The sequence below is a fragment of the Halomonas sp. SH5A2 genome, from assembly GCF_014263395.1.
In the GTDB taxonomy this organism is placed as follows: domain Bacteria; phylum Pseudomonadota; class Gammaproteobacteria; order Pseudomonadales; family Halomonadaceae; genus Vreelandella.
In genome coordinates, this window is sequence record NZ_CP058321.1 from 1,343,666 (window position 1) to 1,362,191 (window position 18,526).

Annotated in this window: 13 protein-coding genes; 3 read left to right on the forward strand and 10 right to left on the reverse strand. The window is 57.6% G+C overall.

What is annotated here, in order from left to right; genetic code table 11:
* Window positions 1–119 precede the first annotated feature (119 nt).
* The 6 genes from HXW73_RS06230 to HXW73_RS06255 are packed head-to-tail and all read right to left on the reverse strand — an operon-like array spanning window position 120 to window position 5,978.
* A complete protein-coding gene (locus tag HXW73_RS06230; RefSeq protein ID WP_186255389.1) occupies window positions 120–506 on the reverse strand; it encodes a Na+/H+ antiporter subunit G in 387 nt (128 codons plus the stop codon).
* Window positions 507–543: 37 nt separating this feature from the next.
* Window positions 544–813, reverse strand: coding sequence for a K+/H+ antiporter subunit F (locus tag HXW73_RS06235; RefSeq protein ID WP_044629074.1), 270 nt, complete (start codon window positions 811–813; stop codon window positions 544–546).
* Entirely contained in the window at window positions 807–1,304 is a 498-nt protein-coding gene (locus HXW73_RS06240; protein ID WP_186255390.1) for a Na+/H+ antiporter subunit E, read from the reverse strand. The genes HXW73_RS06235 and HXW73_RS06240 overlap by 7 nt, the downstream gene beginning before the upstream one ends.
* On the reverse strand, window positions 1,301–2,812 hold the full coding sequence (locus HXW73_RS06245; RefSeq protein ID WP_186255391.1) for a monovalent cation/H+ antiporter subunit D: 1,512 nt from the start codon (window positions 2,810–2,812) through the stop codon (window positions 1,301–1,303). Before HXW73_RS06245 ends, HXW73_RS06240 begins: the two co-directional genes overlap by 4 nt.
* Window positions 2,809–3,141, reverse strand: a complete 333-nt coding sequence (locus HXW73_RS06250) for a Na+/H+ antiporter subunit C (protein ID WP_186255392.1) — start codon at window positions 3,139–3,141, stop codon at window positions 2,809–2,811. Before HXW73_RS06250 ends, HXW73_RS06245 begins: the two co-directional genes overlap by 4 nt.
* Window positions 3,141–5,978, reverse strand: coding sequence for a monovalent cation/H+ antiporter subunit A (locus tag HXW73_RS06255; protein WP_186255393.1), 2,838 nt, complete (start codon window positions 5,976–5,978; stop codon window positions 3,141–3,143). The genes HXW73_RS06250 and HXW73_RS06255 overlap by 1 nt, the downstream gene beginning before the upstream one ends.
* 168 nt (window positions 5,979–6,146) lie before the next feature.
* Here HXW73_RS06255 and HXW73_RS06260 point away from each other — a divergent pair, with 168 nt between their 5' ends.
* From HXW73_RS06260 to HXW73_RS06270, 3 genes are all read left to right on the forward strand, one after another.
* Window positions 6,147–7,016, forward strand: coding sequence for an ion transporter (locus tag HXW73_RS06260; protein ID WP_186255394.1), 870 nt, complete (start codon window positions 6,147–6,149; stop codon window positions 7,014–7,016).
* A gap of 321 nt (window positions 7,017–7,337) precedes the next feature.
* Window positions 7,338–9,044, forward strand: coding sequence for a 2-isopropylmalate synthase (leuA, locus tag HXW73_RS06265; protein ID WP_186255395.1), 1,707 nt, complete (start codon window positions 7,338–7,340; stop codon window positions 9,042–9,044).
* A gap of 34 nt (window positions 9,045–9,078) precedes the next feature.
* Window positions 9,079–10,200, forward strand: a complete 1,122-nt coding sequence (locus tag HXW73_RS06270) for a hypothetical protein (RefSeq protein WP_240538766.1) — start codon at window positions 9,079–9,081, stop codon at window positions 10,198–10,200.
* Window positions 10,201–10,273: 73 nt separating this feature from the next.
* Here HXW73_RS06270 and HXW73_RS06275 read toward each other — a convergent pair whose 3' ends face one another.
* The 4 genes from HXW73_RS06275 to uca form a co-directional block, all read right to left on the reverse strand.
* Complete coding sequence (locus tag HXW73_RS06275; RefSeq protein WP_186255397.1) at window positions 10,274–12,352, reverse strand: pyrroloquinoline quinone-dependent dehydrogenase; 2,079 nt, start codon at window positions 12,350–12,352, stop codon at window positions 10,274–10,276.
* A 10-nt stretch (window positions 12,353–12,362) separates the two neighbouring features.
* Window positions 12,363–12,728, reverse strand: coding sequence for a hypothetical protein (locus HXW73_RS06280; RefSeq protein WP_186255398.1), 366 nt, complete (start codon window positions 12,726–12,728; stop codon window positions 12,363–12,365).
* A gap of 254 nt (window positions 12,729–12,982) precedes the next feature.
* The gene (gene atzF, locus HXW73_RS06285) at window positions 12,983–14,806 is read right to left on the reverse strand and encodes an allophanate hydrolase (protein ID WP_186255399.1); all 1,824 of its coding nucleotides are present in this window, start codon (window positions 14,804–14,806) and stop codon (window positions 12,983–12,985) included.
* Window positions 14,807–14,881: 75 nt separating this feature from the next.
* Window positions 14,882–18,496 carry an urea carboxylase gene (gene uca / locus HXW73_RS06290; RefSeq protein WP_186255400.1) on the reverse strand — a complete coding sequence of 1,205 codons (3,615 nt, stop codon included), beginning with the start codon at window positions 18,494–18,496 and terminating at the stop codon, window positions 14,882–14,884.
* Window positions 18,497–18,526 lie beyond the last annotated feature (30 nt).

Consider the following 18,526-nt stretch of genomic DNA (forward strand, 5'->3'; position numbering starts at 1 on the left):
AAGCATTATCATTGCAAACGATAATGTCGATAGCCTTAACAGGCTCCACATACGATTACCTCAACTCAATATCATCAACCGGGGAAGGGTGCCAGCGCTTGGTTTTGACGGCAAATGGATCAACCATGCCCTTTGTCGGGGTGAGGCACCGGCTTTTTACCGACTTCCTCGGAGCGAAGCTCTACGGGCTTACCCTGGGTGATATCGATGTGCTTCAGGCGTAAGTGCAGGCCCGTTTTGGCGAGCAAGTGGGCGCTGACCGGTGCGGTAATAAATAAAAACAGAGTGATCAATAACTCCTGAATATCGGGTCTGCCGTCAACGCTCCAGAAGTACGCCATGGAGGCCACCAGCATACAACCAATACCCAGCGTCGTTGCCTTGGTGGGGCCGTGTAAGCGCATGTAGAAATCGCGTAGATGCGCCATCCCCAAAGAGCCGACGAAGACAAAGGCGCCGCCTGCAATCAGCAATAATGAAATAAGTGCCTCTACCCAAAGCGACATAAGCGTACCTGTGTAATAGCCAAGTGGGTGACCGGGTTCATTCGATAATGTCCCCGCGTAGTATGTACTTGCACACCGCTACCGTGCTGATAAAGCCCAGCATGGCGATGAGCAGCGCCGATTCGAAATAGGTCTTGCTGTTGAGCCATAGGCCGAGCAAGACAATCAGCGCGATGGAGTTGACGTACATGGTGTCCAGCGCCAGTACGCGATCCGGTAAATCGGGGCCAACGGTCAGCCGATAGAGGTTCATCAGCAGTGCCATCACCACCAACGCCAGGGTGATATAAAGTGCGATGCTTAGCATTCGTAAATCTCCTTGAGCGGGCGTTCGTAGCGCTCCCGAATTTGCTCGATCAGTGCCTCTTCGTCTTTTTCGTTAAGGGCATGAATAAGCAGCGATTTACCGTCCATTCGCAGGTTGGCGGAGACCGTGCCTGGCGTCAGGCTGATGGTGCTGGCAAGCAGCGTAATGGTGAATCGCTCCTCTAGCATCAGTGGGTATTCGATAAAATGGGGATTTAATTTACGCCATGGGTTAGCGATCAGATAAGCCACTTCAAAGTTGGCGGTGATGATGTCGCCAAGCACGCGCAGCACAAAACGGAGCAGCAGCAGCGGCTTTTTGATGCGCGGCCGGGCATCCCAAAAGCGGTTGGTGAGTAAGGGTATGATAATGGCCAGTGCCCCACCCAATACGATATGGCCGGGCGCCACACTGCGCACCAGGAGTAGCCATACGAAAAGCAGCAGCAATGAAAAAACCGGGGTCGGCAACCAGGCGCGGGATCGAATCATTGGGTGCCTCCAGCGTCATTGATCAACGTATCAATTACCAGGCTTGGGTTAGCCAACTGTTCAGCGGCGGCCTGGGTATAGTCGCTAACGGGGCCGGCAAACACGACCAACAGTAGCGAGCTACTCAACAGCCACACCATGCCAAACCACTGACAACGGGGGAGTAGGCGACCACTGAGATCGCCGCGATGACTGCGCCAGAACAGGGTTGAGCCTGCACGCGAAAGCGCAATGAGCGATGCCAAGCCTGCCAGCAGCACTAGCGTCCAAAGCCAAAGTCGTTGGCTGCCTTCCGCGGCGTTGAGCATTAGCGCTTTGCCGAAAGCGCCCGAGAGAGGTGGTAAGCCAGCTACTGCGATCGCCCCGAAGAAGAACGCCAATGCCAGTGCCGAGCCTTGTACCATGGGCCGACCCTTGACTAACCGCGTACCCGGTTTGCCACGTTGCAGGCCGATCATCTCAGCCAACAAGAACAGTCCGCCGGTAATCAGCGTCGTGTGAATCAAGTAGTAGAGCAGTGCCGAGGTGGCCTCAGGACTGCGCATCCCGACGCCCGCGAGTAGCGTGCCGACGGAAATCAATACCAGGTAGGCAATCAGCAGGCGTAGATCCCGAGCGGCCATCACGCCTACCCCAGCGGCGGCCAGGGTCGCTAATGAAAGCCACCAGACCCAGGGTTGTTCGAGGGCTTCCAAATTACCTGCCTGGTCGCCAAAGATGAGGCTGTAGACGCGCAAAATGGAATAGATGCCGACCTTGGTCATTACCGCAAACAGGGCGGCCACCGGTGCGGGGGCCGACGCGTAGGCACGGGGTAACCAGAAATACAGCGGTAATATGGCCGCTTTCAGGCCGAATACCACCAGTAGCATCAAGGCGCCAGCCACCACCAACCCTTCGCGTTCAGCGGGCAGCTCGGCCATGCGCGAGGCCATGTCGGCCATGTTCAGCGTGCCGGTCGCTCCATAGAGAATGCCCACGCCAATCAGAAACAGCGAAGAACCCGCGAGGTTGAGTACCACGTAATGAACGCTGGACTGAATGCGCGCCTTGCCGCCGCCATGAAGCAACAAGGCATATGAGGCCAGCAGCAGCACTTCAAAGAAGACGAAGAGGTTAAACAGGTCACCGGTTAAAAAAGCACCGTTGATACCCATCAACTGCCATTGGAAAAGACCATGAAAGTTGCTGCCTTTTTCATCATCACCGCCGCAGGCAAAGACCACAGCCCCGACGGCCAGCAGAGCGGTCACCAGCAACATGAGCGCCGACAGACGATCGAGCACCAGTGCAATGCCAAACGGAGGCTGCCAATCACCGAGGGCGTAATAAGTAACTTCTCCGCTGGCGGCTTGATTCAGCAGCCCAATGGCAACCAAGAGTAGCGCTAACGTTGCGACCACGCTGACGATGCGTTTATAACGAACCATTCCCTGGCGCTGGTAGAGTAACAAGATACCCGCAATTAACGGCACCACGACAGGTAAAACAATCAAATGCTGGGTCATTCGCGGTCATCCTTTTTGCCGTCCACGTGGTCGTTACCCACTTCACTTCGTGCGCGCATCGCCAGAATGACCACAAAGGCGGTCATCGCAAACCCAATCACAATGGCCGTTAATACCAAGGCCTGGGGAAGCGGGTCAGCGAAGCCATCGCCTTCATTGACCAGCGCCGCACCATCAGTGGTCAGCCCACCCATCGAAAATAGAAATAAATTGACGGCGTAGGAGAGCAGGGTCAGGCCGACCACCACCGGGAAGGTTCGCCCGCGCAGCGTCAGGTACAGCCCGGAGGCAGTCAGTACGCCAGTGGTAATCGCGTAGAGCAGTTCCATTAGCGAGGCTCCTTGCTGGTGGGGTTGGAAGACGTCTCAGCGTCTTTTTCGGTCTGTTCGGTCACCGGGCGGTGGGCCGTGGTCACTTTGCCCAGGTTGGCGAGGATCATGAGCGTTGCACCGACGACGGCCAGATAAACACCCAGGTCGAAAAGGAGCGCCGTTGCCAGTTCAAACTCACCGACGACGGGTAACGTGAAGTAGCCGAACGACGATGTCAGGAACGGATAGCCGAACAGCCAACTGCCAAGCCCTGTCAGCGTTGCGACCGCGACACCGACAACAGCCACGGGCTGGAAGGGGAAGTCGAGGCGTTCCTGCGCCCACTCCACGCCTCGCGCCATATACAGCAGAATCAACGCCACAGCGGTAATCAAACCGGCGATGAAGCCACCGCCGGGCTGGTTGTGGCCACGCAGGAAGATAAACGCCGATACCAGCAAGGCCAGCGGTAGTATTGTCATAGAAACAGACGTCAAGATGGCGGGGTAGCGGTCCGGCGACCATACCCGGCCTTCGCCATCACTGTGCGGTATAAACAGACGCAAGCGGTTGAGTAGCTTGAATATCGCAAGACCTGCAAGGGCAAGTACGGTAATTTCGCCTAGCGTATCAAAGCCCCGGAAGTCGACCAGGATGACGTTGACCACGTTGTAGCCGCCACCGCCGGGTTTGCTGTTTTCGACAAAAAAGTTGGAGATCGACAGCGTTTCCCGGGTCATGACGGCATAGTTGAGGCTGGCTATTACCAGTCCCAGCGACCCTGCCAGCAGTATGTCGCGGACGTTGCGCAGTGGGCTCGATTCCTGAGGTGTTTTCTGCGGCAGGAAGAACAACGCCAGCATCAGCAGAATCATCGTGACCACTTCCACAGATAGCTGGGTCAGTGCTAAGTCCGGCGCTGAAAAACGCGCAAAGGTGAGGGCCACAAATAGCCCGACAATCGAGAGCATGAGCAATGAAATCAAGCGGTAGCGATGGGTAGCCGCGGTCGCGATGCCGCCAAAGATGAGCATCACCGCGCCCAGGATCACCACACCGTCGATCGGCTGGTTGCCTGCTGTACCCGTTAGATCGGTGACCTGGACCAGGCCGATTAGCCCCATCACAAAGGCGGCAGATAGCAGTAGCGTCATGTAGCGTTGTAATGAATTTCCCTCAAAAACAGCGAGGATTTGTTCAGCACGATAGCCAATCATTACCACAAAGCGCTCAAAAACGCGTCGGGCATCGACGCTGGCAAACTGTCGGGTGAACAGGCGCATGTCACTATGGCGCCAATAGAGGACGGCGCCGATCACCAATGCCGCAACGCTCATCATCAGCGGCAGGTTAACGCCATGCCAGATCGCCAGTTTGAAATCCAGCGGACGCTGCAGTACTGCGTAGCTGGCAAGGTCGAGCAGGTGTGTGGCAGTGAGGGCGGGCAGCAGGCCCACCACGACGCACAGCACGACAAGAATTTCCACCGGTAAGCGCATCAGGTGCGGCGGCTCGTGGGGGGATTTAGGCGGTGCCTCGCGGGCAGGCTTGAAGAATACCGCATGCACCAGGCGCAGCGAGTAAGCCACAGAAAGAATACCCCCCAGCGTGGCAAGCGCAGGCAGTAACCAGCTCAAGCCACCCAGCACCGGGGTTTCCAGGGTTTCAGTAAAGAACATCTCTTTGGAGAGGAAACCATTGAACAGCGGCACCCCTGCCATCGCGGCAGCGGCGAGTGTGGTCAGTAGCGCGGTCACCGGCATGGCTTTTCTCAGGCCACCCAACTGCTTGAGTTCACGTGTTCCTGTCTCATGATCGATAATGCCTGCGCTCATGAACAGCGCCGCTTTGAAGGTGGCATGATTGAGAATGTGAAACAGGGCCGCCAGGACAGCCATGGGGCTGCCGATGCCCAATAGTACCGTGATCAGTCCCAGGTGGCTGACCGTGGAAAAGGCCAGGATGCCTTTCAAATCGGTTTTGAATAGCGCAAACCAAGCCCCGTAAAGCAGCGTGGCGGTGCCCACGAGCGATACAACGACGGTCCAAAGCTCACTGTCGGCAATTGCCGGGTGCAGCCTTGCCATGAGGAAAATGCCGGCCTTCACCATCGTGGCCGAATGCAAGTAGGCCGACACCGGCGTAGGGGCAGCCATTGCATGAGGGAGCCAAAAATGAAACGGAAACTGAGCTGATTTGGTAAACGCACCGAGTAAAACCAGGCCGAGCATCAGCGGATAACGCGAGTCGGCGACGATCCTGTCACTGCTGGCCAGAACGTCTCCCATGCTGAAACTGCCCGCCATATCACCCAGCAACAGAAGCCCCGCCAACAGCGCCAAGCCGCCAGCGCCTGTCACGGTGAGCGCCATTCTCGCGCCTTTACGCGCATCCGATTGGTGCGACCAGAAGCCGATCAATAAAAACGATGAAAGGCTGGTGAGCTCCCAGAATAGCCACAGCAGGATGAGGTTGTCGGACATTGAAATACCGACCATGGAGGCCATGAACAGCATCAAGAAGGCGTAAAAACGACCGACGGGCTCGTGACTTGCCAAGTAAAAGTGGGCGTAGAGCAGTATCAACAGCCCGATGCCCATGATTAAAATATTAAACAGCAGCGAGAGGCCGTCCAGGCGTAGGGCCAGCTCCAGGTTGAGTTCTGGCAGCCAGCCAACGGCGAAGCGCAGCGTTTCGCCGTCGAGCAGCGCGGGAATCTGCATCAAGGTGAGCAGTAGAGCAAGAGCCGGCAGCAGGGCGGTTGCCAACGAGCAGACCATGCGGCTGCGTTGAGCGTTGAGGACCGGCACCAAGACGCCTAGTAAAGGTAGTAAGGCTATCCACAGCAGTGTCATGGGAGTCATCCAGCGCAATAATCAAAAAAAAGCCTGCCAGCCGTCACAGCAACCGCGTCGGCTGAGGCATGGGAGACCGCAAATGAAACAAGAGGATATCACTTGTAGTGCCGTTGTGAAGTTTTAGTATAAAGTGTCGCCGTCCACCCAAGCGAGCCTATTGCCCCTATGAATCAACCTTTCGACACATGGCAGCAGCGTTTCGAAACCCTGCGTTCGAACAAATTTTTTGAAGCCTTTGTGATCGCGATTATCGTTATCTCGGCGCTGGTAATCGGTGCTAAAACCTATGAAGAGGAGACGTCGCGCTTTGAGCAATGGCTTCTCTATCTCGATCTGGCCATCACGGTTTTCTTCCTGGTAGAGATCCTCATCAGAATAGCGGCTGAAGGGAGCCTGGTGCGCTTTTTCAGGCGAGGGTGGAACATCTTTGATTTCGTTATTGTGACCGCTAGCCTGATCCCCATGGACGATTCCGAGATGGTCCTGCTGGCTCGGCTGCTGCGTATCTTTCGCGTGCTGCGTCTGGTGTCGATGATCCCCGAGCTACAAATGCTGCTGTCGGCCCTGGTGAAGTCTATTCCGCGTATGGGCTACGTGGTGTTGTTAATGTTCATTATTTTCTACATCTACGCCGCGGTTGGCAGCTTCTTGTTTGCCGACGTCGACAGCTTCTTATGGGGCAATATCTCCATTTCGATGCTGACGTTGTTTCGTATCGCCACATTTGAAGACTGGACGGATATTCTTTATGCCACTCAGGAGGTCTATGCCTGGAGCTGGATTTACTACCTGACGTTTATCTTTCTGACCGCGTTTATTTTCCTCAACATGATGATTGGCATTGTGCTGGACGTCATGCAGAAAGAGAGCGCCGCGCTCGATGTTTTGAACAATGGAGAAGACGTCGATGGGACGCACGAGTTGCGTAACGAAGTCAGCGAAATGCGCAGCCAGCTAGACCGAATGGAGGTGGCCCTGTCAGGGCAATCGTCTGACAATACGCGCTCGCATGTTGACAAATCCTGCCAAGACTGATTCTCTAGTCGCATGACTACTTCCATGAACACCTTTGCGCTAGACCTACGACTACTAAGCGCCCGTCTCTGAATACTCAGGGTCGGGCAGTGCTGCTGGCATTGTCGTTGGTTTTCTTAGTGGCGAGGTAGACATGGTTACAAACACTGGAGTTATTGAATCAATTCAATTTGTAGGGTGCCCCTCTTTCATGACTGCGCGCCCGATAAATTCTTATGATTTACGCCCCATGGCCTTTATTGGCGATGGGGCGTTTTTCGTTGGCACGCCCGCCGTCCATCCAATCGAATATTTTCACACTACTTGCCCAGGAGAGCCGTCATGATGTTGTCTGATCCCGCCAAAAAATACCGCCAGTTTGTTGCGGTGGACTTGCCCGACCGCCAATGGCCCAGTCAGCGGATTGAAACGCCGCCGATCTGGTGCAGTGTTGACCTGCGGGATGGCAATCAGTCGCTGATTGACCCGATGGATCATGAGCGCAAACAGCGCTTATTTGACATGCTACTCAGTGTTGGTTTTAAACAGATAGAGGTGGGGTTCCCGTCGGCTTCGCAAACCGATTTTGACTTTGTCCGCACGCTGATTGAGCAAGACAAGATCCCGGAGGATGTAACCATTCAGGTGCTGACCCAGGCACGTCCGCACTTGATTGAGCGCACCTTCGCGGCTTTGAAAGGTGTCAAAAACGCCATCGTGCACGTTTACAACGCCACCGACCCGATGTTCCGTCGCGTGGTGTTCAACGTGGATAAAGCCGAATGCGTGAAGATTGCCACCGATGCAACGGCACAGATTCGCGACGAAATGAAGGCAGCGCCCGAAACGAACTGGACCTTCCAGTACTCGCCCGAGCTCTTCACCACCACAGAGATGGATTTTGCCGTCGAGATCGTCGAGGCGGTCATGGAAACCTTCGGACCCAGCGCCGACAACCGGATGATCGTCAACCTGCCAGCAACGGTTGAAGTCGCTACGCCGAATAACTACGCCGACCAGATTGAGTGGTTCTGCCGCAACGTCAAAAATCGCGATCACCTGATTGTCAGCGTTCATCCTCATAACGATCGGGGTACCGGTGTGGCTGCCGCAGAGTTGACGCTGATGGCGGGGGCCGACCGCGTTGAAGGCACCTTGTTTGGCAATGGGGAGCGTACCGGCAACGTCGATATCGTCACGCTCGCCATGAATATGTACACCCAAGGGGTTCATCCGCAGCTCGATTTCTCCAATATCACCCCGGTCATGCGCGAAGTGGAGTACTGCAACCAGTTGCCGGTACATCCACGCCATCCTTACGTGGGTGACTTGGTATTCACCGCTTTCTCCGGTTCCCACCAGGATGCGATCAAGAAAGGCATGCTTGACCGTCGCGCCAATCCCGATGCCGTCTGGGACGTGCCGTATCTGCCTATCGACCCGCTGGATGTCGGTCGTAGTTATGAGGCAGTGATTCGGGTTAACAGTCAGTCGGGTAAAGGCGGGGTGTCTTACCTGCTGGAGCAGGAACACGGTATCGAGCTGCCGCGTCGGCTTTCCATCGAGTTTAGCCAGGTCGTACAGGAAGTGGCCGACCGTACTGGTAAAGAGATTACCTCGCAGATGATTTATCAGGCCTTTGCCGATGAATATCTGGAGCAACGCGCGCCCTTTGCATTAGTTAACCACCGTTTATCGTCGGAGCCTGATAGCCCCAAAGTAACGCTGGATGCCGTGGTTGAACAAAACGGCGAACGACAAGCCCTCAACGGCGAAGGCAATGGGCCGCTCGCAGCGTTTGTAAAAGCACTGGCCGCTGCCGGGCACGATGTGGAAATTATCGACTACCACGAGCACTCTCGTGGTCAGGGGGCCGATGCAGAGGCCATTGCCTATGTGGAAGTCCGCATCGACGGCAAGGCGGTATTCGGCGTCGGTAATGACGAAAGCATTACCAGCGCCTCGATGAAAGGCGTGCTTAGCGCGATCAACCGTCACCACTCCACGCAGCCAGCAGCGGCGAACGTGACGGCGGCGTCGTTGGCGTAATCCATCGATGTCCCATTGAATGAGACAGGCAATGTTGCGGCCCTGGCAGCTTATCGTGCTGGTAGCCATTTTGGTGGCCGGGGTCGCATCAACGGTGGCTTCCCACGAGCCGTTTGAGTCCCGACTGGTGTGCCTCGAAGCCCAGCGGGCGCTGCCTTCAATTGAGTCAACACTTCAGCATGAGTCGCCGGAGCTCAACGCGATTTTGCTGAGCTACTCACATGATCAGGCGCTCTGGATGAGCGCCTATCTTGCGCTGACCCGCCATGGTGATGTGGCCCGAGGGGTGCTCGCCGACTATGGTCACTTACCGGAACTCCAGAGCGTATTGGTCCGTTACGGCGCAGACACGGTACTGCCCATCAGCTACTTTCGTGATAACGATATTGTCACGTTAAGTGCCCAACACTGGTTTGGCGAACGCTACCAACAAGTTAGCCGCTTGTGGGGCGACGAAACCGAAGCAGCGTCGAGCGAGCTTAATCCCTACCGCCGTGGGCAAATGGGTATCATGCTGCTCGACGCCAATGGCCACGCGCTACTTAACCAGTTTGTGGTAGGTGATCAGGGCAACGTGGAATGGCTGCAAGGCGAGCGGCTGGTCTCGGGAGTTGGTGATTTCTTTACCAGTGGCCTGCGCGATCTTGAAAGCCAGTGGCGGCGCGGCGACGCCATTGGCGCCGCCGACCTTGGTTGGGCCGGTGTCGATCTGCTGGTCATGGCCAGCACCGTTAAGGTGCTGCGGGCAGGCAGGGCCGCTCGTTCTGCGCGGGTGGGCAGCGTGGAAGCCCAGGGCGCTCGCGCGGGTTTGCGCCAAGGTGTGATCGCCACCAGCAGCGGTCGTTTTGCGACCTTGCCGCGTATGGCTAAAGTGGCAGCGGTGGCAGGTACTGCCTATGTAGTGGCTCGCCATCCAAGCCTGGTCAGCGCACTCGGTGCCAACCTGTCGAATTGGCTCGGTTGGCCAGTATGGTTGGGCCAGTTTCTAATCTGGCTAATCGTGCTACTGCCGGTGCTGTTGATTGCCCGTTTTATCTACCGCTGGTTACTCACGCCGCTATTGTGGCTGTTGGTGCCGCTGATGCGAGTATGTTTTAAAACAGCTAATCGTGCGTTAGCCAAGCGGACTCAAAAGCAAGCCGACGAGACTAACTAAGGAGATGGGATTGAACATAAACGGGGCGGCCTCAAGGCCGCCCCGTTGGTTTTCTATTGATCAATCGCAAGTGTTATTGCGGCAGGGCGTAAACCGTAATCTGATCGCCAACCTGATCTTTCAGGATGGTATTGCCACCGGCAACAAAGGCAACATACTGGCGGCCATTGTACTCATAGACCGCGGGGTTGGAGACGGAGGGCGCCTCGGTCTGATCTGACCACAGCTCCTCGCCGGTTTCCAGGGAGTAGGCACGCACCTTGGCATCCATCGAAGCGCCGATAAAGATGACGTTACCCGCGGTCACTGCCGGGCCACCGATGGTGGGTGAGCCCCAGCTTTCCGGCATAAAGAACCCATACTGTTGCGATGCACCTACAGGACGACGCCATTTGACATCCCCAGTGGTCATGTCTAGAGCAACAAGCTCACCGAAAGGCGGTTCCCAGCAGGGCATGCCAAACCGATTGAGTGCGATCTCTAAACGCATCCCATAGGGGGCACCTTCCTGGGGAGCAAAGCCGCTCTCGTTGCCCGATGTTCTATTAGCTGCCTCATAATCCTCGCGATTATAGAGCTTTATGTACTGCACAATATGCGAAGTGTTGACGACGGCCGTCTGGCTTTCAGGGTCAAAGGCCACGCCACCCCATTGTACGCCACCGGCGCTGATGGGATAGCCGAGCGTGCCTTCGCCTTGAGTCGTGGGCGGCGTGTACATGCCTTCATAAGTGAGGTCGTTCCAGAGCGCCGAGCATTCGCCGAAACTCATCGCATCAGCCAGCGCCCAAACCTCGGGTTTCTCGGACTGATCTAATAGCGGTTCAGGCTTGGTAGGGAAGGGTTGGGTCTGGGCGTAAACTTCACCTTCGACGGTGCCATCGCCTTCGGGGACCGACCGCTCCTCAATTGGCCAAACGTCTTCACCGGTTTCGCGGTTAACCACAAACAGAAAGCCCATCTTAGTTGCTTGAAGAAGAGCGGGTATCTCCTCACCGTCGACGGTAATATCCATCAGAGTGGGGGCGGCAACCGTATCGTAGTCCCAGATGTCGTGATGTACCCACTGCCGTGACCAGACCACTTCGCCGGTCTCAATATCCACCGCGGTGGTCGATGTGCCCAGGGGGACATCTTCGGTGCGGTTGCCGCCCCAGTAGTTCGGCGATGGCGAAGAAACGGGTAAATACACCAAGCCAAGCTCTTCATCGGCGGACATATGCGTCCAGACGTTGGCGGTACCGCTCTGCTCACGCATTTCATCGCTGAGCGCCTGGAAAGTCCATTCGCGCTCGCCGGTGCGGGCATTAATAGAGTAGACGGTGCCAGGTGGGGCCTGTTCATAGGCCCAGTCCATTCCCGCCCAGCCGAGAATCAGATGGTCGCCCACCACGGTAGGCGGCTGGAGTAGCGATAACGGCCAGCGGTCGTTGGTATCGTTCCACTGATTGACGTCGAGCACGCCGTTATCGGCAAACTCAGCACACTGTTCGCCGCTATTGGCGTCGACCGCGAAGAGCTGCGCATCCATGGTGCCCATATAAATAATTTTCTGGCAGGGCTCGCCCGCTTCCGGGTCGTCTGCTTCCCAATAAGCCACACCGCGGTTCTTCAGGGCGGGCTGGGTTAGCGCTTCAAGGGAGGATTGAGTATCGAAGCTCCATTTCTCTTCGCCGCTTGCAGGGTCAAGCGCCAGGATCCGGTAGAACGGTGTGCCGATATACAGCGTGTCGTTGGCAAACACCGGCGTGGCAGACCAGACCGTCGCGGGTAAATCGCCTGAGCCATCCGCCACATCGCCAGTATGCACTTCCCAGACTTTTTCCAGCTCGCCGACGTTGTCGGCATTAATCTGATCAAGCGGGCTATATTTCTGGGCGTTAAGCTGGCCGTGGAAACTGTCCCAGATCGGGTTTCCAGGCACCAAGGGGATGGGGGCGGAGCTCGTCGATTCGTCCGATGGGGAATTCTCTTGCTCTGCTGATGCTTGCTCCCCTGACTGCTCTTGAGCAGTAGGTTGCTCCTGCTCTTCTGACTGCTCTTGGGCCAGTAGTGTCAAAGGCGTAAGGCAAAGCGTCAGAGTGGTAACCGCCGCTAATCTGGACGTGGCAGATTTAAACGGAGTGCTTGTGGCGGATAAAAAAGTCGACATGAGCAGCTCCTTAAGAATGGGAGAGGCGCGCGTGGCGCGCCGGGCGGACCATATCTAGGATCAGGCCAATAAGACCGACCACCATCGCAACGCAGATCCACCACTGATGGAGCAGCGTTGCGGCGAAAAATGTACCGCCGAGACCTAACAGAATGAGTATCCGCAGGGTAATGGATGTGCCACGCCCTTTTGCAGCGGTGAGCAGTAGGCTCAACACCGCAAGCGCGATACAGGCCACGATGGCCACCAGTGCCCCGAGTGTTCCCGTGACCCCGGTTAGCGGCGTGAAGTAGGCATACAGAGCGATGGCAAGTCCGGCGAGTGAGGCTATCAGAAGGACGATAGCGCCCGATTTGGACGAGAGAGGTGACGACATAACGTGTTGGCCTCCTGGTGAGTGAGGTAGCCAACATTGAGACTAAGTCAATGTCGGAAATCGTTAGCCCTATAACTTTAGCAGAAAACGATACTTTTACGACCTTAGTATGCCATTTTAAACATGCTAAAAGACCCACTTTCGGCGTTATATTCTGTGTTGATGCGCCGTTAGTGGGTCTTGAACCCTTGCAAATGAAATTATGATCTAGAGGTTTTTGAGAACATCTAAACAGATTGCAGGTTTTCTATTTATTAGGCGGTTTGGGTTTTCAACCACCCCCGCCAGCCGCCAAAGGCGGTGATGTCTTCTGCTTCGCCACCTTCATTGAGCGCCCCTGCGGTGCAGATAAAACCACACTTCCAACTGCCGTCGGCGAGCTCCACCTGGCCTAAACCTAGCGGTGCAGGAATGCCCACGAGAAAACTACCTAGGGTTTCGATTGGCAGTCGCCATACTTCCACTTCAATGGCTTGGCCGTTGTCGTCGCGCAGCATTGCCGGGCGTTTAGGCGGCCCGCCCGCCAGGGCAAACAGTTTGTAGCGCGGGGCGCTGTGAGTAACGCTGACCAACTCGCCGCCGCGTTGGGTGAGCTGGTGGTTAAGCGGCAGGCCTTTTAGGTGTGCACCGCATACCACTAGCTCCATGCTGCCATCTTGGGCGGAGGAGGGGAGTTCCGTTAAAGGCGGGTGTGTAATGCTTGTCGCGCCTAACGGCAGCATTAAGCGCGCTTCGAGGGCACGGGCCAGCGATAGCAGCATTAAGTCAGCAAACACTGGCCCAAATAGCGTGACGCCCAACGGCAGGTCGCGCTCACTAAAGCCCACCGGCACCGCTAGGGCGCTGTAGTCGAGCAGGTTCATAAAGTTGGTCCAGGTGCCCAGGCGGGAGTTAACGCCGATGGGATCCGCCGCCACCTCGGCTTTGCTCGGATGCGTGACCGTGGTGGGCGAGAGCATCACATCCACCTGGCTAATTAGCGCGTCGGCCTGGCGCTTGTATTCGGCGAGCTTATAGCGCGCATCGAAAGCGTCGACCGCCAGCGGCGTTGCGCCACCCTGGGTGATCTGGAAAGTGACTGGATGTACCGCCTCGGGAGTGCTCGCCATCAGGTCGCGAATTACATGGTAGCGTTCAGCCACCCAAGGGCCTTCGTAGAGCAGGCGCGCTGCGGCCAGCAGCGGTGAACAGTCCAGCTCAACTTTTTCGCCGCCAAGGGCTTCCAGCTCGGCAATTGCCTGGTGCATACCTTGGGTATAGGCCGCATCGGTTTGCCACTGGGATGCAAGCGGTACGCCGAAGCGAAACGCCGCAGGCGCCTTACCGTAGCGCTTACCGTGTACGGCAAAGTCATGCCGGCGCGACCAGGCGCACTGATCATCATAGCCCGCGGTGATATCCAGCAGCTTGGCGGCATCGTCAGCGGTCAGCGCAAACAGGCTGATGGTATCCAGCGTGGCGCAGGCGGGCACCACACCGCGGGTGCTGAGCAGCCCCAGGCTGGGCTTAACCCCGTAAAGATTATGAAAGCAGGCGGGCACACGGCCAGAGCCCGCAGTATCGGTACCCAGCGCAAAGCTGACCATACCCGCTGCCGTCACTACTGCCGAGCCGCTACTGGAGCCGCCGGGCACTAGGGTAGGATCGAAGGCATTGGCAGGCGTGCCGTATACGTCGAGCGCCCGCTCGCCCACCAAGCCTGTGGCGAACTGATCCAGGTTGGTTTTACCCATGGGGATAGCGCCCGCATCGATCAACTGCTGCACCACAAAGGCACTTTCGGTGGGTGTATAGGCATACGCTGGGCTGCCCGCGGTGGTGGGTATCCCCGCCAGATCGATATTGTCCTTCATCGCAAATGGAATGCCGAACAGTGGCAAGGATTCCGGTGATTCGCCTTCCAGGCGCTTCAAGTAAGGTTCCAACTGCTCACGCGTCAAGCGAGTAATCCAGGCGGGCTCTTTACCCTGGGCATCGGTTTGAGCGAGCAGCTCGTCGATCAACGTAGCAGGGGTGAGCTCACCCTGCTGGTAGGCGGCGTGAAGGCTTGCGATGTCGAGTGCTAGGCGATGTGGCATGAGTGAACTCCTATATATTTATTAACCGTGACGAAATGCGATAAAAACAATGTTCATTGGTCAGCATTACGCCTCCTATTCACCGCTAAGCACAACGATGGGCTGCCCGGGGGCAATGGACGCACCTTCAGCAATCGGTAGCCGTACAACCTGACCTGCGCAGTGGGTGGTGATCTCGACTTCCATTTTCATCGACTCCACCAGAGCCACTGGCTGGCCAGCCTCTACCGGGTCACCTTCTTTAACCAGTAGCTTCCACAGGCTGCCCGTCACAGGGCTTTCTATGCCCAGCTCGTTGTCATCAAGCGTCGTGACTTCGGTGCTTTCCGGTGCCTGATCTTCAAAGGTGAACTGGCCATTGGCCCGCCAAGCGGCCATTTCTGCCTGGAAGGCGGCTTCGCGTTGGCTGCGGAAGGCTTCTATCGCCTCGGTGTTCTTATCGATCTCGGCCTGGTAGTCCGCCAAGCGGAAGCGCGCGGTTTCAATGGATAGGTCGTATCGACCATGGGGGAAGTCGCGACGAATTTGCTCCAGCTCTTCGTGGCTGACTTCATGAAAGCGCAATTGATCAAAAAAGCGCAGCAGCCAAGGGTTCTCGAAGTGCGCCGTGGTGCGGTAACGGTTCCACATTTGCAGGGTGCGGCCGACAAACTGGTAGCCGCCGGGACCTTCCATGCCGTAAACGCACAAATAGGCGCCGCCGATGCCCACGGAGTTTTCCGCTGTCCAGGTGCGGGCTGGGTTGTACTTGGTCGTCACCAGACGCTGACGCGGGTCGAGCGGCGTCGACACAGGGGCGCCCAGGTAGACATCGCCCAGGCCCATCACCAGATAGCGGGCATCGAAGACGATATCGCGCACTTGCTGCTCGCTTTCAAGGGCATTGATGCGGCGAATAAAGTCGAGGTTACTGGGGCACCAGGGCGCATCCGGGCGCACGCTGCGCTGGTATTTATCGATGGCTTCCTGGCAGGCGGGGTCGTCCCAGGAGAGCGGTAGATGCACCACTCGCGACTCGACTTCCAGTGACTCCACATCGACCAACGCCTGCTCGGCGTTTTCCAGATGGGCGAGCAGCGTATCCAGGGGCAGTTCCAAAGGCTCGTAGTGAATCTGCAGCGAGCGAATACCGGGGGTTAGTTCCCGCAGACCGGGTAGCGAATGCTCCTGTAGCCACAGCATCCAGGCGTGTACCCGAAAGCGCAGCCCGATATCCAGCTCCATGGCGCCGAACTCGATGAGCAGGAAATCGTCCCCGGCGCGGCGGTAAACGATGCGCTCACCGGCCTGCTCGGCGGGCACATCGCGCAGGATAGGGGTGTCGCGCTCTGGCTGACGCTCTTCTACGGACACTGCGGTGAGAGATGCCAACTGGGCGAGCTGGCGCTCTTCCAGGGCGCGGGCAGTGGCAAGACTGACCGGCACAAAGCGTATTTTATCGCCGGCGGCGAGCTGGCCCAGCTTCCAGCGCTCGGCGCGCACCACGGTGGCGGGGCAGACAAAGCCGCCTAGTGATGGCCCGTCGGGGCCAAGAATCACCGGCATATCGCCGGTAAAGTCGATGGTCCCGAAGGCGTAGGCGTTATCGTGAATATTGGAGGGGTGCAGGCCCGCCTCACCGCCGTCGGCGCGGGCCCACTCCGGCCGCGGGCCAATCAGCCTTACGCCGGTGCGGCTGGAGTTGTAGTGGACTTCCCACTCGTGGTCGAAGAAGCGCTCGATATCGTCATCGGTAAAAAAGTCCGGCGCGCCGTGGGGGCCGTAGAGTACGGCCACATTCCAGGTTTGACCGCCGCTTTTATGGCCAAAGGTCGGTATAAGCGTGTGATCCAGCTGGGCCGCCGAGACGGGCGTGAGCGTGGGTAAATCGAGCATATCGCCGCTGCGCAGCGCGCGGCCGCCATGGCCACCAAACTGACCCAGGGTAAAGGTACTGCGGGAGCCTAGATAGCGCGGGCACCTGATACCGCCACGCATCAATAAATAGGCGCGAGCGCCCACGGCGGCCTTGCCCAGTGTTAGCGTGGCGCCCGCGGGAATATCAATCACTTGCCAGAAGGCAACCGTTTCTTCATCGAGCGTTGCAGAGAGCTCGGCGCCCGCCAGCACAATTTGCGTCGCGCGGTGAAAACGCAACGTCGGCCCGGTGAGGGTGATCTCCAGCCCGGCGGCATCGGCGGGATTGTCGAGCAAACGATTACCCAGCCTAAACGACCAGTCATCAAATGGCCCCGAGGGCGGCACACCCACATCCCAGTGGCCCTGGCGGCCAGGGAAATCCTGAATGGTCGTCATCGTGCCAGGCGCGAGCACCTCGATAACGGGCGGTGCCCACTCCAGCGTGGTGAGCCAGTGCGTGTCTAGATCCGCCTGCTGAAAACGCTCGGCGCGCAGCACATGGGCAAGCCAGGTGCGGTTGGTGGTAATACCGTATACGCTGGCGTGATCAAGGGTGTCCGCCAACTGTTCAATAGCAGCAAAGCGGCTATCGGCGTGAACAATGACTTTGGCCAGCATGGGGTCAAACAACGCAGAGATTTCCAGCCCGGCCTCGATGGCATGGTCGATGCGCAGGCCGTCAGCCTTTGGGAAATCGACTTCGGTGAGTAAGCCTGCGCTGGGGCGAAAGTCGTGAGCGGGGTCTTCGGCGTAGAGGCGCGCCTGTACTGCGTGGCCGATGGGGGAAAGGTCTTTTGTCAGTGATTCAAGGGAGAGCAGTTGGCCCGCCCCCAGTTTTACCATCCACTCGACAATGTCGACGCCGTAGACCATCTCGGTAACGCCGTGCTCGACCTGGAGCCGGGTGTTCACCTCAAGGAAATAGAACGCTTGGCGCTCGGTGTCATAAATAAACTCGACGGTACCGGCGCTGCGGTAGTTGACCGCTTTGCCCAACTGAACGGCGGTGTCGTGCAGCGCCTGGCGAACCTGTTCCGGCAAGTTGGGGGCAGGGCACTCTTCGAGCACCTTTTGGTGGCGGCGCTGGGTGGAGCAGTCCCGCTCGCCGAGCGCGACCACATTGCCCTGGCCGTCGCCAAAGAGCTGCACCTCGATATGGCGGGCGCGGGCGATATAGGCTTCCAGAAACACGCCGCTGTCGCCGAAGTTGCGCTGGCCAAGGCCCTTGACCGAGTCAAAGGCGCGCTCAAGTTCGGCGGCGTTTTGGCACACCTGCATACCGATACCGCCGCCACCGGCGGTGGATTTAAGCATCACCGGGTAGCCGATCTGCTCGGCGCTTTTGAGGGCTTCATCAACGCTTGCAAGCAGCTCGGAGCCCGGTACCAGCGGCACTCCGGCTTTTTCGGCCAGCGCACGGGCTTGGTGTTTGAGGCCAAACTGTTCAATCTGCTCGGCGGTGGGGCCTAAAAAGATCAGGCCTTCTGCATCGCAGGCTTCAATAAAGCGGGTGTTCTCTGACAGAAAACCGTAGCCGGGGTGCACTGCCCGGGCGCCGCTTTGTTTGGCAATGGCGATCAGCTTGTCGATATCCAGATAGGTGTCGCTGGCGCCACCCTCGCCGAGAGAGTAAGCCTCATCGGCCTGGTGGACGTAGGGGGCGTCGCGATCCGCGTCGGCGTAAACCACCACGCTGCCCACACCGAGGGCTTTCAGGGTGCGTAAAATGCGTGCGGCAATGGCGCCGCGGTTGGCAATCAGGACTTTGCTAAACGTTGTATTGATGGACATGGCACTGCCTGCAAACAAAGGCGGGTCGTC